Raw genomic sequence first — 15,519 nt, 5'->3', positions numbered from 1 at the left:
CGTGCCCGAGCTGATCTTCTTCACCGGACCGATGGACTGCGGCAAGTCCACGCTGGCCCTGCAGGTGCACCACACCCACACCGCGGGCGGACGGGCGGGGCGGTTGTTCACCAGCCACGACCGCTCCGGCCAGGCCAGGGTGACCTCCCGGCTGGGGCTGGAGCAGAGGGCGCTGGAGGTGCACCCCGGGTTCGACTTCTGGCGCTGGCTCGTCGACGAGCTGACCTCGGGCCGCCGGGTCGACTACCTGGTCTGCGACGAGGCGCAGTTCTACACCGCCGAGCAGGTCGACCAGCTGGCCCGGATCGTCGACGAGCTGCAGCTGGACGTGTTCGCCTTCGGCATCCTCAGCGACTTCCGGACCCGGATGTTCCCCGCTTCGCAGCGGCTGGTCGAGCTGTGCGACCGGATGGAGACCCTGCAGGTGCGCCCGCTGTGCTGGTGCGGGCAGGTCGCCACCCACAACGCCCGGCTGGTCGACGGGGTGATGGTGCTCGAGGGGTCGCAGGTCGCGGTGGGCGACACCCGGGCCGAGCAGGCGATGGCCACCGGGGACCAGACGTCCCCGGACGGGTCGACGCCGGGCGAGCCGGAGGTGACCTACGAGGTGCTCTGCCGGGCCCACCACCGGCGCCGGGTGACGAGCGCGGTCGCCCGTGCCACGCTCAGCCCGGAACCGCTGCCGTTCGAGGAGGTCTGATGGGTGCACGACGCTGGTTGGTCGACGTGGAGGAGCTGGCGGCCGAGCTGCTGCCGCCGGCCGGGGACGCCGACCCGGGACGTCCGCTGGTGCTGGACCCCCGGTGGAACCTCACCGGCCCCGACGGCCGGGAGGAGTTCGAGGCCGGCCACCTGCCCGGCGCCCGCTGGGTCGACCTGGAGACCGGGCTGAGCGGTCACGGCGAGCGCTCCCGCGGCGGTGCCGGTCGGCACCCGCTGCCCACCCCGGCGGTGTTCGAGCAGGCGATGCGCCAGGCGGGCCTGCACGTCGGCCGGCCGGTGGTGGTGGTCGACGGCGGCGCGCTGCTGGCCGCGGCCCGGCTGTGGTGGCTGCTGCGCGACGCCGGGCACGACCGGGTCCGGGTGCTCGACGGCGGGTTCGCCGCCTGGCAGCGGGCCGGGCTGCCGGTGGCCACCGGCGCGGAGCCGCCCGTGCCGCCCGGCGACTTCGTGGCCGGGCCGTCGCGGCTGCCGGTGGTCGACGCCGACGGCGTGGCGGTCGCGCTGGCGCAGGGCCGACCGGTGGTCGACGTCCGGGCGCCGCAGCGGTTCCGCGGCGAGGTCGAGCCCTTCGACCCGGTGGCCGGGCACGTGCCCGGTGCGGTCAACCTGCCGGGGGCGGCGCTGTTCGGCGCGGACGGCCGGATGCTGCCCACGGACCGCCTGGCCGACGCGGTCGGCGACCTCGACGCCGACCCGGTGCTCTACTGCGGCTCCGGGGTGACCGCCACCCAGGGCCTGCTGGCGCTGGCCGAGCTGGGCCGCGAGGACGGCGTGCTGTACGCCGGCTCGTGGAGCGACTGGGTGAGCGACCCCGACCGGCCGGTGGCCACCGGCCGCTGAGCCGGCCCGAGGCGTATGGCCCGGCCGCCCGTCTCCGGACGGCGGTCAGCGCCGGGGCGCCCCGAACATGATCTCGTCCCAGCTGGGGATGCTGGCCCGCTTGCGCCGGCCGCCCTTCTTCGTCGGCGGCGGCTCGACGGCCTCCGCCGCCGGCTCGCCGGGCTGGTCCGGGTCCTCCAGCAGCGACGGCTGCTCCAGGTCGTCGACCGGCGGCTCGCCCGGCGCCGGCACCTCGGCCTCCTCGTGGGTGTCGGTCCGGCGTCCCCGCCGCCGACGCCGCCGTGGCTCGTCCGCCGACGGTGACCCGACGCCCTCGCCGCCCGGGGCGGCCGGGGCGGTGCCGGCTGCGGCAACCGGCTCGGCCGGCTCCGCGGGTCGGTCGTCCAGCCCGGTGTAGATGGTCACCGAGTCCTCCTGGACACCGCCGAGCATCGCGTAGAGGACGTCGAGGTCGGAGCCGTCGTCGGGCACCACGTCATCGCCGGCCGGGGCCGGTACCGGGGTGCGCGCGGCCGGCGGGCCGGCCAGGTCGGCGTCGGGGCCCTGCGGCCAGCGGGGGATCCGCCCGGAGTCGTGCTGCTCGGCCCCCGAGAGCTGGCGCGGGCTGCCGGGCCGCCAGATCGGCCCGGAGTCCTCGCGCCGGCCCGGCTCCTCCTCCAGCCCGCCCCCGGGCAGCAGCCCGCCGCCCTGCAGGGGCGAGCCCGACAGCGCCCGGACCAGGGCCAGCTCGTCGTCGCCGAGGTCCTCGGTGGGCTCGCTGTCGGGGTCGTCGGTGGTGCGCGGACGGGCAGTGCTCAGCTCGCCGAGCAGCCAGCGGGCGTCGTCGTCGACCGCGGTGCTGAACCGGGCCTTGAGGTCGAAGAGGAACTCGCCGCGCCGGACCTCCTCGCCGACGGTCACCGTCCCCGACACCCGCCACTGGCGGTCCTCGGTGCGCCAGGCCTGCCAGGCGACGGCCTTGCCGGGGACCTGGTGGGCCACCAGCCGTTCGGTGACCAGGTCGCGCAGGGTGCGTCCGCTGACCGGCTCCCCGCGGCGCCGTACCGAGGACGACAGCGCGAGGGTGACGACGTGGGTGCGCTCGGCGAGCACGGGCGCGGCGAAGGCCTGGATCCGCTCGACCGGGACGCCCGCGCTCTCGGCGACCTCCTCGGGGGAGGCCCCGGCGCGGATCCGCTCTTGGATCTCGCGAGGTGTCAGTCCACTGTCCATCTGCTTCTCCAGTCGGGCCGCCGGACGATCCTGCCGGAGGGTGGCCCGTAGTGCCTCGACCGCGATGGCCACGTCCTCACCGGAGTCGGTGGTGACGACGAGCTGCGTGCCGTCGGGCGTGAGACCCCGGGGGCGCCCCGTGGTCACCGACCGGCGCGTGCGCATCGACCAGCGCCTCCTCCCATGATGTCGCCCCAACCTACCCGCAGCGGTCCCCGCCGTGTGGGAGGCGCGGTCGGTGCCGGGCCGCCCGGGCGGTCTGGCAGGATGGCTGACCGTGTCCTCCACCGTGCCCCCATCCGGTCTGGAGCCCTACGACGCCGTGCTGCTGGTCTCCTTCGGCGGCCCCGAGGGTCCTGACGAGGTGATGCCCTTCCTCCGCCAGGTCACCGGTGGGCGGGGCATCCCCGAGGAGCGGCTGCAGGAGGTGGCCGGGCACTACCTGGCCTTCGGCGGACGCAGCCCCATCAACGACCAGTGCCGGGAGCTGCTGGCCGCGCTGCGCGCGGAGCTGGACGCCCGCGGCCTGGACACCCCGCTGTACTGGGGCAACCGCAACACCGCGCCCTGGCTGGGCGACACCATGGCCCAGCTCGCCGCCGACGGCCACCGCCGGGTGCTCGCGGTGACCACCAGCGCCTACCCGTCCTACTCCTCCTGCCGGCAGTACCGGGAGAACCTCTGGGACGCCTGGGACGCCGTCCGCGCCGCCGGCACCGAGCTCCAGGTGGACCGGGTCCGCCACTACGCCCAGCACCCCGGCTTCGTCGACGCCAACACCGACGCCGTCCGCGACGCCCTGGCCAAGCTGCCCGACGAGGTGCCGCACCTGCTCTTCGTCACCCACTCCCTGCCCACTGCGATGGCGGCCACCGCCGGCCCGCCGCCGCGCAGCGACAACGGCTCCTACGTCGACTGGCACCAGTCGGTGGCCGAGGAGATCGTCTGGCAGCTGCGCCGCAGCACCGGCGTGGAGCACCCCTTCGACCTGGTCTACTGCTCCCGCTCCGGCCCACCGTCGCAGCCCTGGCTCGAGCCCGACATCAACGACCGGCTGGCCGAGCTCGCCGCCCAGGGTGTCCGCAGCGTCGTGGTCTCGCCGATCGGCTTCGTCTCCGACCACATGGAGGTCGTCTTCGACCTCGACACCGAGGCCCGCGAGACCGCCGACGAGCTGGGGCTGCGGATGGAGCGGGCGGCGACCGCCGGCGTCCACCCGGCCTTCGTCTCCGGGCTGGTCGAGCTGGTGCTGGAGCGGGCGGCGGTGGAGCGGTCGGAGCCGGCCGCCCCCAGCGTCATCGACGGCGGCAGTCCGGGCCTGCTGCGGTGCCCGGCCGACTGCTGCCCGAACCTGCGTGAGCCCGCCCGGCCGGCCCTCTGCCAGGCCCCGGCGGCGGGCTGAGACGGGGCCCCGAAGCGACCTCGGGGACGCCGCGCGGAAGCGGGAACAAAAGGGGTCTCCCCGCAGTTCGGCGCGTGTGATATGCATGCGCTCGTGTTTCTGGCCTCCAGAGCACGGCAACCCCGAGGAAGGAACCCATGGCGACCGACTACGACGCCCCTCGCAAGACCGATGAGGAGATCAGCGAGGACAGCATCGAGGCTCTCAAGACGCGCCGGAACGACAAGAACTCCGGCAAGGTCGACGAAGACGAGGTCGAGGCTGCGGAGTCCTTCGAGCTTCCCGGCGCCGACCTCTCCCACGAGGAGCTGACCGTCCGGGTGCTGCCCAAGCAGTCCGACGAGTTCACCTGTGCGGGCTGCTTCCTGGTGCGGCACCGCAGCCAGATCGCCGAGAAGCGCGGCGACGACGAGTACTGCTTCGACTGCGCCGGCTGAACGGCGCGACACCCCGGCGGGGGGACGTCTGAGAACGGGCGGGTGCGGAGTGTTCCGCACCCGCCCGTCGGCGTCTCCGCGGTTCGCCGCGGCCGGTGGCGAGCACTAGGTTGGCCGGGTGAGCCACCGCGAACGTCTGCTCGTGCCCTGGAGCTGGGTCCTGGTGGCGCTGGCCGCGGTGGCCTCGGTGGCCGTGACCTGCGCGCTGGTGCTCTCCTGGCCGCTGGTGCTGGGGGTCACCGCGGTGGTCTCCGTCCTGGTCGGGCTGCTGCTGTGGCAGCTGTCCAGCCCGGTGGTGGCCGACGCCGCCGGCCTGCGCGCCGGCACCGCCCGGATCGAGTGGCGGTGGGTGGCCGGGGCCCGCAGCCTGGACGCCGCGGAGGTGGAGGACCGGCTGCGTGGACGGGCCGACGTCCGGGCCTGGCGGCTGCAGCGCTCCTACGTCCCCGGCGCGGTGCGGGTCGAGCTGTGCGACCCCGCCGACCCGCACCCGGCGTGGCTGATCTCCAGCCGACGGCCCGAGCAGCTGGCCGCCGCGATCCGCGAGCGGCTGCGGACCGAGCGGGAGGACGACCGCGGTGAGCACTGAGCAGACCCCGTCGGCGGACGCCCGGCCGGGAGCGGCCGCATCTGCGTCATTGGAGGAGGAGCAGCCGGTGGTGCTGGTCCGACGGCTCGACCCCGGCGTCCCGCTGCCCGGGTACGCCCACCCCGGCGACGCCGGGGCCGACCTGGTGACCACGGTCGACGTCGAGCTCGGACCGGGGGAGCGCCGGCTGGTCCCCACCGGGGTGGCCCTGCAGCTCCCGCCCGGCTGGGTGGGTCTGGTGCACCCGCGCTCGGGGCTGGCCGCCCGCTCCGGGCTGACGATCGTCAACGCCCCCGGCACGGTCGACTCCGGCTACCGGGGTGAGATCCAGGTGTGCCTGCTCAACACCGACCTGCGCACGCCGGTGGTGCTGCACCGCGGCGACCGGATCGCCCAGCTCCTGCTGCAGCGGGTCGCCGAGGCCCGCTTCGTCGCCGTCGACAGCCTGGAGGAGTCGGCCCGCGGTGCCGGCGGGCACGGTTCCAGCGGCGGCGTCCGGGCGTGGCAGACTCGGCCCCCGGAGTCCGTCCCGCACCCTCAGGAGAGAACCCGATGATCTTCGGTCGCCGTCGCAAGGCCACCGCGCAGGAGCCGACCGACCCCGGTCCGGAGGAGACGCGGCAGGACGACGCCGAGGAGCTCGCGGCCGACGCGGACGAGACGGCAGCGGCGGCCGAGGCCGACGACGCGGGCACCGACTGGGCCGCGCTGGACCGCTCGCGCAACTGGCGCGAGGACGGGCCCTTCGACATCACCGAGGTCGACCTGGACGCGGACGACATCGAGCGGATCGACCTCGGCGCCCTGGTCATCACCCCGCACCCGGGGATGGAGCTGCGGCTGCAGGTCGCCCAGGACACCGGCAAGGTCGTCGCGGCGATGGTGACGGTGGGGCAGTCGGCGCTCGAGCTGGCCGTCTTCGCCGCCCCCCGCAGCGGCGGGCTGTGGGCCGAGATCCGCGAGGAGGTGCTGGAGAGCACCCGGCGCCAGCAGGGTCGGGCAAGCCTGGTCGAGGGTCCCTACGGCACCGAGCTGCGCCGGCTGGTCCCGGTGCGCACCCCGGACGGCCAGCAGGGCTACCAGCCCTCGCGGACGTGGGCGGCCGAGGGCCCGCGCTGGCTGCTGCGCGGCGTGGTGTACGGCCAGGCCGCCCTGGTCGAGGACCTCACCCCGCCGGCCGACCAGGTGCACGAGATCTTCGCCGGCTGTGTGGTCCGGCGCGGCGAGCAGGCCATCGCCGCCGGGGACGTGGTGGCGATGACGATGCCGGAGGGGATGACCCCGCGGCGGCCCCAGCAGCGCGCCCCGCAGACCCCGGACGGGCCTCCGCCGGGCACCGGGACCGCGACCGTCGGCTGACGCCCGGGCGGTCTGCCGCCGGGCCGCCGCGGGACTGGGCCGATGGCCCCGCGCGAGGCACAATGGGTGGTGGCCACCAGACGGGTGGCCACAGCGATCGAGGTGAGAGTGGGTATGGGCCAGCGGGAGCGTACGGAGCGACGGGGTGCGCTGACGCGCGCCTGGTCGCGCCTGGTGTCCTCCGACGAGGAGCTGGAGTCGGCTGACCTGCAGCAGGAGGTGCGGCAGTGCGGGGCGACCCCGCTGACCGCCTGCACCGACCGTGACCGGGTCACCGCGAGCGGGGCGATCAGCGCCGTCACCCTGCAGCCGCGGGGCAACACGCGGTGGTTGCAGGCCGACCTCAAGGACGGTTCGGGCCTGCTCACCCTGATCTGGATGGGTCGGCGCTCGATCCCGGGCATCGAGCCCGGGGCGCACGTGAAGGTGCAGGGGCGGATCACCACCCTCGACCAGCAGCGGGTGATGTTCAACCCCCGCTACGAGCTGCTGCGCTGTCCCCGCTGAGCCCGGGGCGGCGCCGAGCCGGTCCCGCGCGGGTCGCGGGCCGGGCCTACAGACCGATGGTGTTGTCGATCACCGACGGCCGGACGTGGTCGGGGGTGAGCAGCTCGGCCAGCTCGCGCTCGTGGGCGGGGTCGGTGACGAAGAGCAGCTCGTCGTCGGCCTCCAGGGTGGCGTCGCGCTGCGGTGCCTGGGCCAGGCCGTCGCGGATCACCGCCACCAGCACCACCTGACGGGGGAAGGCCAGGTCGCTGATCCGCTGGCCGACCGCCGGGCTGTTCTCGGGCAGCGTCATCTCCACCAGGTTGGAGTTGCCGCGGCGGAACTGGAAGAGCCGCACCAGGTCGCCGACGGTGACCGCCTCCTCGACCAGGGCCGACATGATCCTCGGGGTGGAGACGGCGACGTCCACCCCCCACACGTCGTCGAACATCCACTCGTTGCGGGGGTGGTTGACCCGCCCGACGGTGCGCGGCACCCCGAACTCGGTCTTGGCGAGCAGCGAGTGCACCAGGTTGACCTTGTCGTCACCGGTGGCCGCGATCGACACGTCGCAGGTGTCCAGCCCGGCCTCCTCCAGCGAGGACAGCTCGCAGGCGTCGGCCAGCAGCCACTCCGCGTCGGGCACCGACTCGACCTTGATCGACCGCGGGTCGCGGTCGATGAGCAGCACCTCGTGCCCGTTGGCCAGCAGCTCGCTGGCGATCGAGCGGCCGACGTTGCCGGCCCCGGCGATCACTACCCGCATGTCCGTCCTCTGCTCGTCGTTCCTGCGCGTCCGGGTCCGCTCACTCCCGCGGCGGCGGCCCGGCGAAGAGCTGCTCCACCTCGGTCAGCCGGTCCTTGGCGACCGCCACGTAGGCGAGGTCGCCGTCCTGGAACAGCGTCTTCGGGCTGGCGACCTGACCCTGCCCCAGCCGGAGCAGGATCGGGATCGGCGTCCGGGCGGCCCGCTGCATGTCGGCGATGGTGCGTCCCACCCACGCCGGGTGGATGCGCATCTCCACCAGCTGCACCTGGCCCGAGACGTCGCGCCACAGCGGCTCCGAGCCCTCGGGCAGGATCCGGCGCAGCACCTGGTCGGCGGCCCAGCGCACGGTCGCGACGGTGGGGATGCCGAGCCGCTCGTAGACCTCCGCGCGTCCGGGGTCGTAGATGCGGGCGACCACGTTGGTGACGCCGAACGCCTCACGGACCACCCGGGCGGCCAGGATGTTGGAGTTGTCGCCGGAGGAGACGGCGGCGAACCCGCCGGCGCGCTCGATGCCGGCCTCGACCAGCACCCCGCGGTCGAAGCCCACGCCCTTGACGGTGTCCCCGTTGAAGGCCGGTCCGAGCCGGCGGAAGGCCTCGACGTCGACGTCGATGACCGCGACCGTGTGACCGCGGCGCTCCAGCCCGCGGGCCAGGCTCGACCCCACACGTCCGCACCCCATGATGACGATGTGCACGCAGTACTCCCACCGGTGACGCCAGGTCCGCGGCAGGCCCCGTGGGCGCTGCCGTGGCCGACGCTACCGCACCCCGTCGGAGGACGTCCGCACGCTCGGCCCGGGGGTGCGGGCGGCGGCGTCGGGCGGGCGTAGTGTCAGCGCCCGTGAAGCTGTCCGACGCGGTCAAGCGGCTGCTGGTGGGCCGCAAGCTGGCCAGCACCCAGCTCGGCGAGACCCTCCTGCCGAAGCGGATCGCCCTGCCGGTGTTCGCCTCCGACGCGCTCAGCTCGGTCGCCTACGCCCCTGACGAGATCCTCATCACCCTGTCCCTGGCGGGCCTGGCCGGCTACGCCTGGGACTGGCGGATCGCCCTGCTGGTCGCCCTGGTGATGCTGGTGGTGATCGCCTCCTACCGCCAGAACGTGCACGCCTACCCCTCCGGCGGCGGCGACTACGAGGTGGCCACCACCAACCTCGGGCCCAGCGCCGGGCTCACCGTGGCCAGCGCGCTGCTGGTCGACTACGTGCTCACCGTGGCGGTCTCGGTGTCCTCGGGCATCCAGAACGCGACCGCGGTATTCCCCTTCCTCGACGGCCACGAGGGGACCGCCGCCGCGGTGGTCATCCTGGTGCTGATGGCGCTCAACCTGCGCGGCATCCGCGAGTCCGGGGCGCTGTTCGCCATCCCCACCTACTGCTTCATGGTGGCCATCCTCGGGATGCTCGGCGTCGGGCTGTTCCGCATCCTCGTGCTGGGGGAGGACCTGCGGGTGCACTCGGCCCAGTTCGGCATCCAGCCCGACCCCGGGTTCGCCGACTTCACCGGGCTGGCGATGGTGCTGCTGCTGGCGCGCGCGTTCTCCTCCGGGTCGGCCGCGCTTACCGGGATCGAGGCGATCTCCAACGGGGTGCCCTCGTTCCGCCGGCCCAAGAGCCGCAACGCCGCCACCACGCTGGCCCTGCTCGGGGCGACCTCGATCACCATGATGCTCGGCGTCATCACGCTGGCCCAGCTGACCGGGATGCGGCTGGTCGACCTCGGCAACTCCGCCTACACGCTCAACGGCGAGGTCGTGGAGGTGGTCGAGCGGACCGCCATCGGCCAGCTGGCCGAGACCGTCTTCGCCGAGTTCCGCCCGGCCTTCTACTTCGTGGTGGCCGCCACCATGGTCATCCTCTTCCTGGCGGCCAACACCGCCTTCAACGGGTTCCCCGTGCTCGGCTCGATCCTGGCCAAGGACGGCTGGCTGCCGCGCCAGCTCTACAACCGCGGCGACCGGCTCGCCTTCAGCAACGGGATCGTGGTGCTCGCGCTGGCCGCGGCCGGGCTGGTGCTGGTCTTCGACGCCGAGGTGACCGCCCTCATCCAGCTCTACGTGGTGGGCGTCTTCCTCAGCTTCACCGTCAGCCAGCTCGGCATGCTGCGGCACTGGACCCGCCACCTGGCGGCCGAGAAGGACCCCGAGCGGCGGCGGCCCATGCTGCGGGCGCGGGCGATCAACGCCGTCGGTCTCAGCATGACCGGGGTCGTGCTCGTCATCGTCGTGGTCTCCAAGTTCACCCAGGGCGCCTACCTGGCGATCCTGGCGATGGCGGTGCTGTTCGTGCTGATGAAGGCGATCAAGCGCCACTACGACTCGGTCGCCGAGGAGATCGCGCTGGAGCCCGGCGAGGCCGGCGAGCTGCCCAGCCGGATCCACGCGGTGGTGCTGGTCAGCAAGGTGCACAAGCCGACGCTGCGCGCGGTGTACTTCGCCAAGGCCGCCGCCCCCAGCACCCTGGAGGCGATCACCGTGGCGGTCGACCCCGAGCGCACCGAGACGCTGCTGCGGGAGTGGGACGAGCTCGACCTGGACGTCCCGCTCAAGGTCATCGACTCCCCGTACCGGGAGGTCACCACCCCGGTGCTCCGCTACGTCAAGGGCATCCGCACCGAGTCCCCGCGCGACGCCGTCTGCGTCTACATCCCCGAGTACGTGGTGGGCCACTGGTGGGAGCAGCTGCTGCACAACCAGTCCGCGCTGCGGCTGAAGGCGCTGCTGCTGTTCACCCCCGGCGTGATGCTCACCTCGGTGCCCTACCAGCTGCGCTCGGCCGGCTCGGCCAAGCGGCGGCTGCGCCAGCCGGTCCGCCGGCGTGGGGTGCTGCGGTGAGCGGCGCGGTGGTCGGCCCGCTGCGGGTCGGGGCGGTCGCCCACGGCGGCCACTGCGTGGCCCGGCACGAGGGGCGGGTGGTCTTCGTCCGGCACAGCCTGCCCGGCGAGCTGGTCGACGTCCGGATCACCGACACCGGTCACGAGCGGTACTGGCGCGGGGACGCCGTGACCGTGCACGAGGCCTCGCCGGACCGCACCGAGCCGCCGTGCCCGGTCAGCGGCCCCGGGCGCTGCGGCGGCTGCGACCTCCAGCACGTCGCGCTGCCGGCCCAGCGCCGGCTCAAGGCCGAGGTGGTCGCCGAGCAGCTGCAGCGGCTGGCGGGGCTGGCCGTCGACGTCGAGGTCGAGCCGGTGCCCGGCGACGAGGAGGGCCTGGCATGGCGCACCCGGATGCGCTACCACGCCGACACGGACGGGGTGCTCGGGTTGCGCCACCACCGCTCCCACGACCTGGAGCCGGTGCCGGTCGGCGGGTGCCCGATCAGCGACCCGCGAGGACGTCCCGACCGGACGGGCTGGGAGCCCGGGCAGGTGGTCGAGACCGCCGTCGACACCGCCGGCTCGGTGAGCACGCTGGTCGACGGGGAGCGGGTGTCGGGGCCGGCGCTGCTGCACCAGCGGGTGGGGGACCAGGAGCTGGCCGTCGCCGCCGACGGGTTCTGGCAGGTGCACCCGGGCGCGGCGGAGACGCTGGTGGAGGCCGTGCTGGAGGGGCTGGCCCCGCAACGGGGAGAGCGGGCCTTCGACCTGTACTGCGGGGTGGGGCTGTTCGCCGTCGCCCTGACCCGGCTCGGGGTGCGGGTGTGGGGGGTGGAGTCGTCGCGCTCGGCGGTGGCCCACGCCCGGCGCAACCTGGCCACGGCCGGCGACACCGCCAGCCGGGTGACCGCCGGACGGGTGGCCCAGGTGCTGCGGCGGCTGCCCGAGCGCACCGACCTGGTGGTGCTCGACCCGCCGCGCACCGGCGCCGGCGGCGAGGTGGTGCGGGCGGTGCTGGCACGTCGTCCCCGCCGGGTGGCCTACGTGGCCTGCGACCCGGCGGCGCTGGCACGGGACCTGCGCACGGCGCTGGACGCCGGCTGGCGGCTGACGTCGCTGCGCGCCTTCGACCTGTTCCCGATGACCCACCACGTGGAGTGCGTGGCGCTGCTGGAGCCGGGTAGCGGGGTCTGAGCCGGCCGCGCGGGTCGGTTCCGTCGTCAGGACCCGAGTGATATCTTGACGTCAAGACAAATCACCACACCGGGAAGTGAGCCGCATGAGTGTGAACAGCTTCGGCGCCAGGTCGACCCTGGAGGTCGACGGCGAGTCCTACGAGATCTTCCGGCTGGATGCGGTCGAGGGTGCGGAGTCGCTGCCCTACAGCCTGAAGATCCTGCTCGAGAACCTGCTCCGCACCGAGGACGGCGCGAACATCACCGCCGACCACATCCGCGACCTGGCCGGCTGGGACCCGGACGCCAAGCCGAGCAAGGAGATCCAGTTCACCCCGGCCCGGGTGATCATGCAGGACTTCACCGGCGTGCCCTGCGTGGTCGACCTGGCCACCATGCGCGAGGCCATGGCCGAGATGGGCGGCGACCCGTCCCGGATCAACCCGCTCGCGCCGGCCGAGCTGGTCATCGACCACTCCGTCATCGCCGACGTCTTCGGCACCGCGGACGCCTTCGTCAAGAACGTCGAGATCGAGTACGGCCGCAACCGCGAGCGCTACCAGTTCCTGCGCTGGGGCCAGGGCGCCTTCGACGACTTCAAGGTCGTCCCGCCAGGCACCGGCATCGTGCACCAGGTCAACATCGAGCACCTGGCCCGGGTCGTCTTCTCCCGGCCCGGTGAGGACGGCCGGAAGGTCGCCTACCCCGACACCTGCGTCGGCACCGACTCCCACACCACCATGGTCAACGGCCTCGGTGTGGTCGGCTGGGGTGTCGGCGGCATCGAGGCCGAGGCCGCGATGCTCGGCCAGCCGGTCTCGATGCTGGTGCCCCGGGTGGTCGGCTTCAAGCTGTCGGGTGAGCTGCCCGAGGGCGCCACGGCGACCGACCTGGTGCTGACCATCACCGAGATGCTGCGCAAGCACGGCGTGGTCGGCAAGTTCGTCGAGTTCTACGGTCCCGGCGTCTCCTCGGTGCCGCTGGCCAACCGGGCCACCATCGGCAACATGTCGCCGGAGTACGGCTCGACGATCGCCGTCTTCCCGATCGACTCCCAGACCACCGACTACCTGCGGCTGACCGGTCGCAGCGCCGAGCAGATCGCGCTGGTCGAGGCCTACGCCAAGACCCAGGGCCTGTGGCACGAGGACGACCGCGAGCCCAAGTACAGCGAGTACCTCGAGCTCGACCTGGGCACCGTGGTGCCCAGCCTGGCCGGGCCCAAGCGCCCGCAGGACCGGGTGCTGCTGAGCGAGGCCAAGCAGAGCTTCCGGGCGGCCCTGCGCGACTACGTCAAGGACGTCGAGCCGGCGGGCGACTCCGTCGACGAGGCCTCGGCGGAGAGCTTCCCCGCCTCCGACACCCCGAGCACCAGCGCGCCGGGTGAGGAGCCCAGCTCCCTGGTCGGGCGGCTGGCCGATCGGGCCAAGGACGCCGCCGGCCAGGTCGCCGAGCGGGTCAGCGGCAGCATCCCGACCGCGGTCGGCGACCGGGCGGGAGCCCTGGCCGACCGCGCCAGGGACGCCGCCGCGCGGGTCGTCAACGAGGTGCAGGGCCGGGTCGGTGACCGGACCCGCAACCCGGTCGAGGTGACGCTGTCCAGCGGCGAGACCTTCACCCTCGACCACGGCGCGGTCACCGTGGCCGCCATCACCTCCTGCACCAACACCTCCAACCCGAGCGTGATGGTCGGGGCGGCGCTGGTGGCGAAGAAGGCCGTGGAGCGCGGGCTCAACCGCAAGCCGTGGGTGAAGACCACGCTGGCGCCGGGCTCGAAGGTGGTCATGGACTACTACGAGAAGGCCGGGCTGACGCCGTACCTGGACAAGATCGGCTTCAACCTCGTCGGCTACGGCTGCACCACCTGCATCGGCAACTCCGGTCCGCTGATCCCCGAGGTCAGCCAGGCCGTCAACGAGCACGACCTCGCCGTGGTCTCGGTGCTGTCGGGCAACCGCAACTTCGAGGGCCGGATCAACCCGGACGTGAAGATGAACTACCTGGCCTCCCCGCCGCTGGTGGTCGTCTACGCGCTGGCCGGCACGATGGACATCGACCTCGACAAGGAGCCGCTGGGCACCGACGAGCAGGGCAACGACGTGTTCCTCAAGGACGTCTGGCCGAGCCAGGCCGAGATCGACGAGGTGCTCTCGGGGGCGATCAACAGCGAGATGTTCTCCGACTCCTACTCCGACGTCTTCGCCGGCGACCAGCAGTGGCAGGCGCTGCCGACGCCCACCGGCGACACCTTCGAGTGGGATCCCGACAGCACCTACGTCCGGCGTCCTCCGTACTTCGACGACATGCCGGCCGAGCCGACCCCGGTCACCGACATCACCGGCGCCCGGGTGCTGCTCAAGCTCGGCGACTCCATCACCACCGACCACATCTCGCCGGCCGGGGCGATCAAGACCGACAGCCCGGCCGGGACGTACCTGGCCGAGCACGGGGTGGAGCGCAAGGACTTCAACTCCTACGGCTCGCGCCGGGGCAACCACGAGGTGATGATCCGCGGCACCTTCGCCAACATCCGGCTCCGCAACCAGCTGGCGCCGGGCACCGAGGGCGGGGTCACCCGCGACTTCACCGCCGGTGGCGAGCAGACCACCGTCTACGAGGCCTCGGTGAACTACCTGTCGCAGGGCATCCCGCTGGTGGTGCTGGCCGGCAAGGAGTACGGCTCGGGCTCCTCGCGCGACTGGGCCGCCAAGGGCACCGCGCTGCTCGGGGTCAAGGCGGTCATCGCGGAGTCCTACGAGCGGATCCACCGCTCCAACCTCATCGGGATGGGTGTCCTGCCGCTGCAGTTCCCCGAGGGTCAGAGCGCGGAGTCGCTCGGGCTGACCGGTGAGGAGAGCTTCGACATCGAGGGCGTCACCGCGCTCAACGACGGCGGCATCCCTGCCACCGTCAAGGTGAGCGCCACCCGCGAGGGCGCCGACCCGGTGACCTTCGACGCGGTCGTCCGCATCGACACCCCCGGTGAGGCCGACTACTACCGCAACGGCGGCATCATGCAGTACGTCCTCCGCTCGCTGCGGAACAAGGGCTGAACCACCCCGCACCATCCCGCACGCCGCGTCCCTCCCCGAGGGGCGCGGCGTGCGCCGTCCCCGGCGTCTGCACCCCAACGCCCTGAGCCCGTCATAGGGCGGGCCTGCGCGCCCAGGCAGCGGACGCAACCCCAAGCGCCCTGAGCCTGTCGAAGGGCGAGACCCGCACTCGTGCAGCCGGCTCAACCCCAACGCCCTGAGCCTGTCGAAGGGCGATCCCTTGCACGGAGAGCCAGCCCCACTCAACCCTGGGCACCCGGCTGTGCTCTGCTCCTGGCCCGAGACAACGCAGGCAACGCATCGAGACGCCCATCGATCAACGCCCGCTTCTTCGCCCGCCGCCATCCCTTGAGCTGCTGCTCGATCGCGTAGGCGTCACCGATGTGCTCGGTCTCGAGCTGCCAGACCAGCCGGACCGGACGGCGGCGCTCGGTGTAGGAGTCGGCGCACCCGGTCGCATGATCGGCCAGCCGTTGGTCCAGATCGCGGGTGCTTCCGACATACAGCGCTCCGTCGGCGCACTCGAGCAGGTAGACCCAGGCCATGCCGGACAGCATCGGCGCGGACGTCCGCCTCGCGCCATGGGGGTTGTGGACAACTCGCTCGCTGCCTCGGCCTTGATCGCCCTTCGACGGGCTCAGGGCGCTTTGGGTTGGGT

At 73.4% G+C, this 15,519-nt stretch carries 15 protein-coding genes; 11 read left to right on the top strand and 4 right to left on the bottom strand.

Translation table 11 applies throughout. The annotated features are described in order from the left end of the window. The first annotated feature begins 1 nt into the window (after nucleotide 1). Both DT076_RS02740 and DT076_RS02735 read left to right on the top strand, forming a co-directional pair. Nucleotides 2-700: a thymidine kinase gene (locus DT076_RS02740; RefSeq protein WP_114125058.1), complete on the top strand. Its 699-nt coding sequence runs from the start codon at nucleotides 2-4 to the stop codon at nucleotides 698-700. Continuing rightward, nucleotides 700-1,563 (top strand): sulfurtransferase, encoded by an 864-nt coding sequence (locus DT076_RS02735; RefSeq protein WP_114125057.1) that lies wholly within the window; start codon nucleotides 700-702, stop codon nucleotides 1,561-1,563. Before DT076_RS02740 ends, DT076_RS02735 begins: the two co-directional genes overlap by 1 nt. A gap of 45 nt (nucleotides 1,564-1,608) precedes the next feature. Here the strand turns inward: DT076_RS02735 and sepH are convergent, their stop codons facing one another. After that, nucleotides 1,609-2,940 carry a septation protein SepH gene (sepH, locus tag DT076_RS02730; RefSeq protein WP_114125056.1) on the bottom strand — a complete coding sequence of 444 codons (1,332 nt, stop codon included), beginning with the start codon at nucleotides 2,938-2,940 and terminating at the stop codon, nucleotides 1,609-1,611. A 112-nt stretch (nucleotides 2,941-3,052) separates the two neighbouring features. Between sepH and DT076_RS02725 the strand changes: the two genes are divergently transcribed. The 6 genes from DT076_RS02725 to DT076_RS02700 all read left to right on the top strand — a co-directional run bounded on the left by DT076_RS02725 (nucleotide 3,053) and on the right by DT076_RS02700 (nucleotide 7,069). Beyond that, nucleotides 3,053-4,177, top strand: a complete 1,125-nt coding sequence (locus tag DT076_RS02725; RefSeq protein ID WP_233493583.1) for a ferrochelatase — start codon at nucleotides 3,053-3,055, stop codon at nucleotides 4,175-4,177. A 137-nt stretch (nucleotides 4,178-4,314) separates the two neighbouring features. Next, nucleotides 4,315-4,614, top strand: coding sequence for a DUF4193 domain-containing protein (locus DT076_RS02720; protein ID WP_114125055.1), 300 nt, complete (start codon nucleotides 4,315-4,317; stop codon nucleotides 4,612-4,614). Nucleotides 4,615-4,732: 118 nt separating this feature from the next. After that, nucleotides 4,733-5,203 carry a DUF3093 family protein gene (locus DT076_RS02715; RefSeq protein ID WP_114125054.1) on the top strand — a complete coding sequence of 157 codons (471 nt, stop codon included), beginning with the start codon at nucleotides 4,733-4,735 and terminating at the stop codon, nucleotides 5,201-5,203. A gap of 67 nt (nucleotides 5,204-5,270) precedes the next feature. Then, nucleotides 5,271-5,759, top strand: a complete 489-nt coding sequence (dut, locus tag DT076_RS02710; protein WP_199538930.1) for a dUTP diphosphatase — start codon at nucleotides 5,271-5,273, stop codon at nucleotides 5,757-5,759. Continuing rightward, nucleotides 5,756-6,562 carry a DUF3710 domain-containing protein gene (locus DT076_RS02705; protein WP_114125052.1) on the top strand — a complete coding sequence of 269 codons (807 nt, stop codon included), beginning with the start codon at nucleotides 5,756-5,758 and terminating at the stop codon, nucleotides 6,560-6,562. Before dut ends, DT076_RS02705 begins: the two co-directional genes overlap by 4 nt. Nucleotides 6,563-6,736: 174 nt before the next feature. After that, nucleotides 6,737-7,069: an OB-fold nucleic acid binding domain-containing protein gene (locus DT076_RS02700; protein WP_233493582.1), complete on the top strand. Its 333-nt coding sequence runs from the start codon at nucleotides 6,737-6,739 to the stop codon at nucleotides 7,067-7,069. A 46-nt stretch (nucleotides 7,070-7,115) separates the two neighbouring features. Here the strand turns inward: DT076_RS02700 and DT076_RS02695 are convergent, their stop codons facing one another. Together DT076_RS02695 and DT076_RS02690 are read right to left on the bottom strand one after the other, a co-directional pair. Continuing rightward, nucleotides 7,116-7,814 carry a potassium channel family protein gene (locus tag DT076_RS02695; RefSeq protein ID WP_114125050.1) on the bottom strand — a complete coding sequence of 233 codons (699 nt, stop codon included), beginning with the start codon at nucleotides 7,812-7,814 and terminating at the stop codon, nucleotides 7,116-7,118. A 40-nt stretch (nucleotides 7,815-7,854) separates the two neighbouring features. Next, nucleotides 7,855-8,502 (bottom strand): potassium channel family protein, encoded by a 648-nt coding sequence (locus DT076_RS02690; RefSeq protein ID WP_199538929.1) that lies wholly within the window; start codon nucleotides 8,500-8,502, stop codon nucleotides 7,855-7,857. Between the two features lie 161 nt (nucleotides 8,503-8,663). On the opposite strand from DT076_RS02690, the gene DT076_RS02685 reads away from it, so the two are divergent. From DT076_RS02685 to DT076_RS02675, 3 genes are all read left to right on the top strand, one after another. Next, nucleotides 8,664-10,652 carry an APC family permease gene (locus DT076_RS02685; RefSeq protein ID WP_114125048.1) on the top strand — a complete coding sequence of 663 codons (1,989 nt, stop codon included), beginning with the start codon at nucleotides 8,664-8,666 and terminating at the stop codon, nucleotides 10,650-10,652. Then, nucleotides 10,649-11,827, top strand: coding sequence for a class I SAM-dependent RNA methyltransferase (locus DT076_RS02680; protein ID WP_233493581.1), 1,179 nt, complete (start codon nucleotides 10,649-10,651; stop codon nucleotides 11,825-11,827). Before DT076_RS02685 ends, DT076_RS02680 begins: the two co-directional genes overlap by 4 nt. A gap of 85 nt (nucleotides 11,828-11,912) precedes the next feature. Next, the gene (locus DT076_RS02675) at nucleotides 11,913-14,861 is read left to right on the top strand and encodes an aconitate hydratase (protein WP_114125047.1); all 2,949 of its coding nucleotides are present in this window, start codon (nucleotides 11,913-11,915) and stop codon (nucleotides 14,859-14,861) included. Nucleotides 14,862-15,103: 242 nt separating this feature from the next. Here the strand turns inward: DT076_RS02675 and DT076_RS02670 are convergent, their stop codons facing one another. Continuing rightward, nucleotides 15,104-15,406 (bottom strand): GIY-YIG nuclease family protein, encoded by a 303-nt coding sequence (locus tag DT076_RS02670; RefSeq protein WP_114125244.1) that lies wholly within the window; start codon nucleotides 15,404-15,406, stop codon nucleotides 15,104-15,106. Nucleotides 15,407-15,519: the final 113 nt, after the last annotated feature.

It is taken from the genome of Desertihabitans brevis, from assembly GCF_003327535.1.
In the GTDB taxonomy this organism is placed as follows: Bacteria; Actinomycetota; Actinomycetes; order Propionibacteriales; family Propionibacteriaceae; genus Desertihabitans; species Desertihabitans brevis.
The sequence above is the reverse complement of the archived record's forward strand: the minus strand, read 5'-3'. Positions and strand labels throughout refer to the sequence as shown.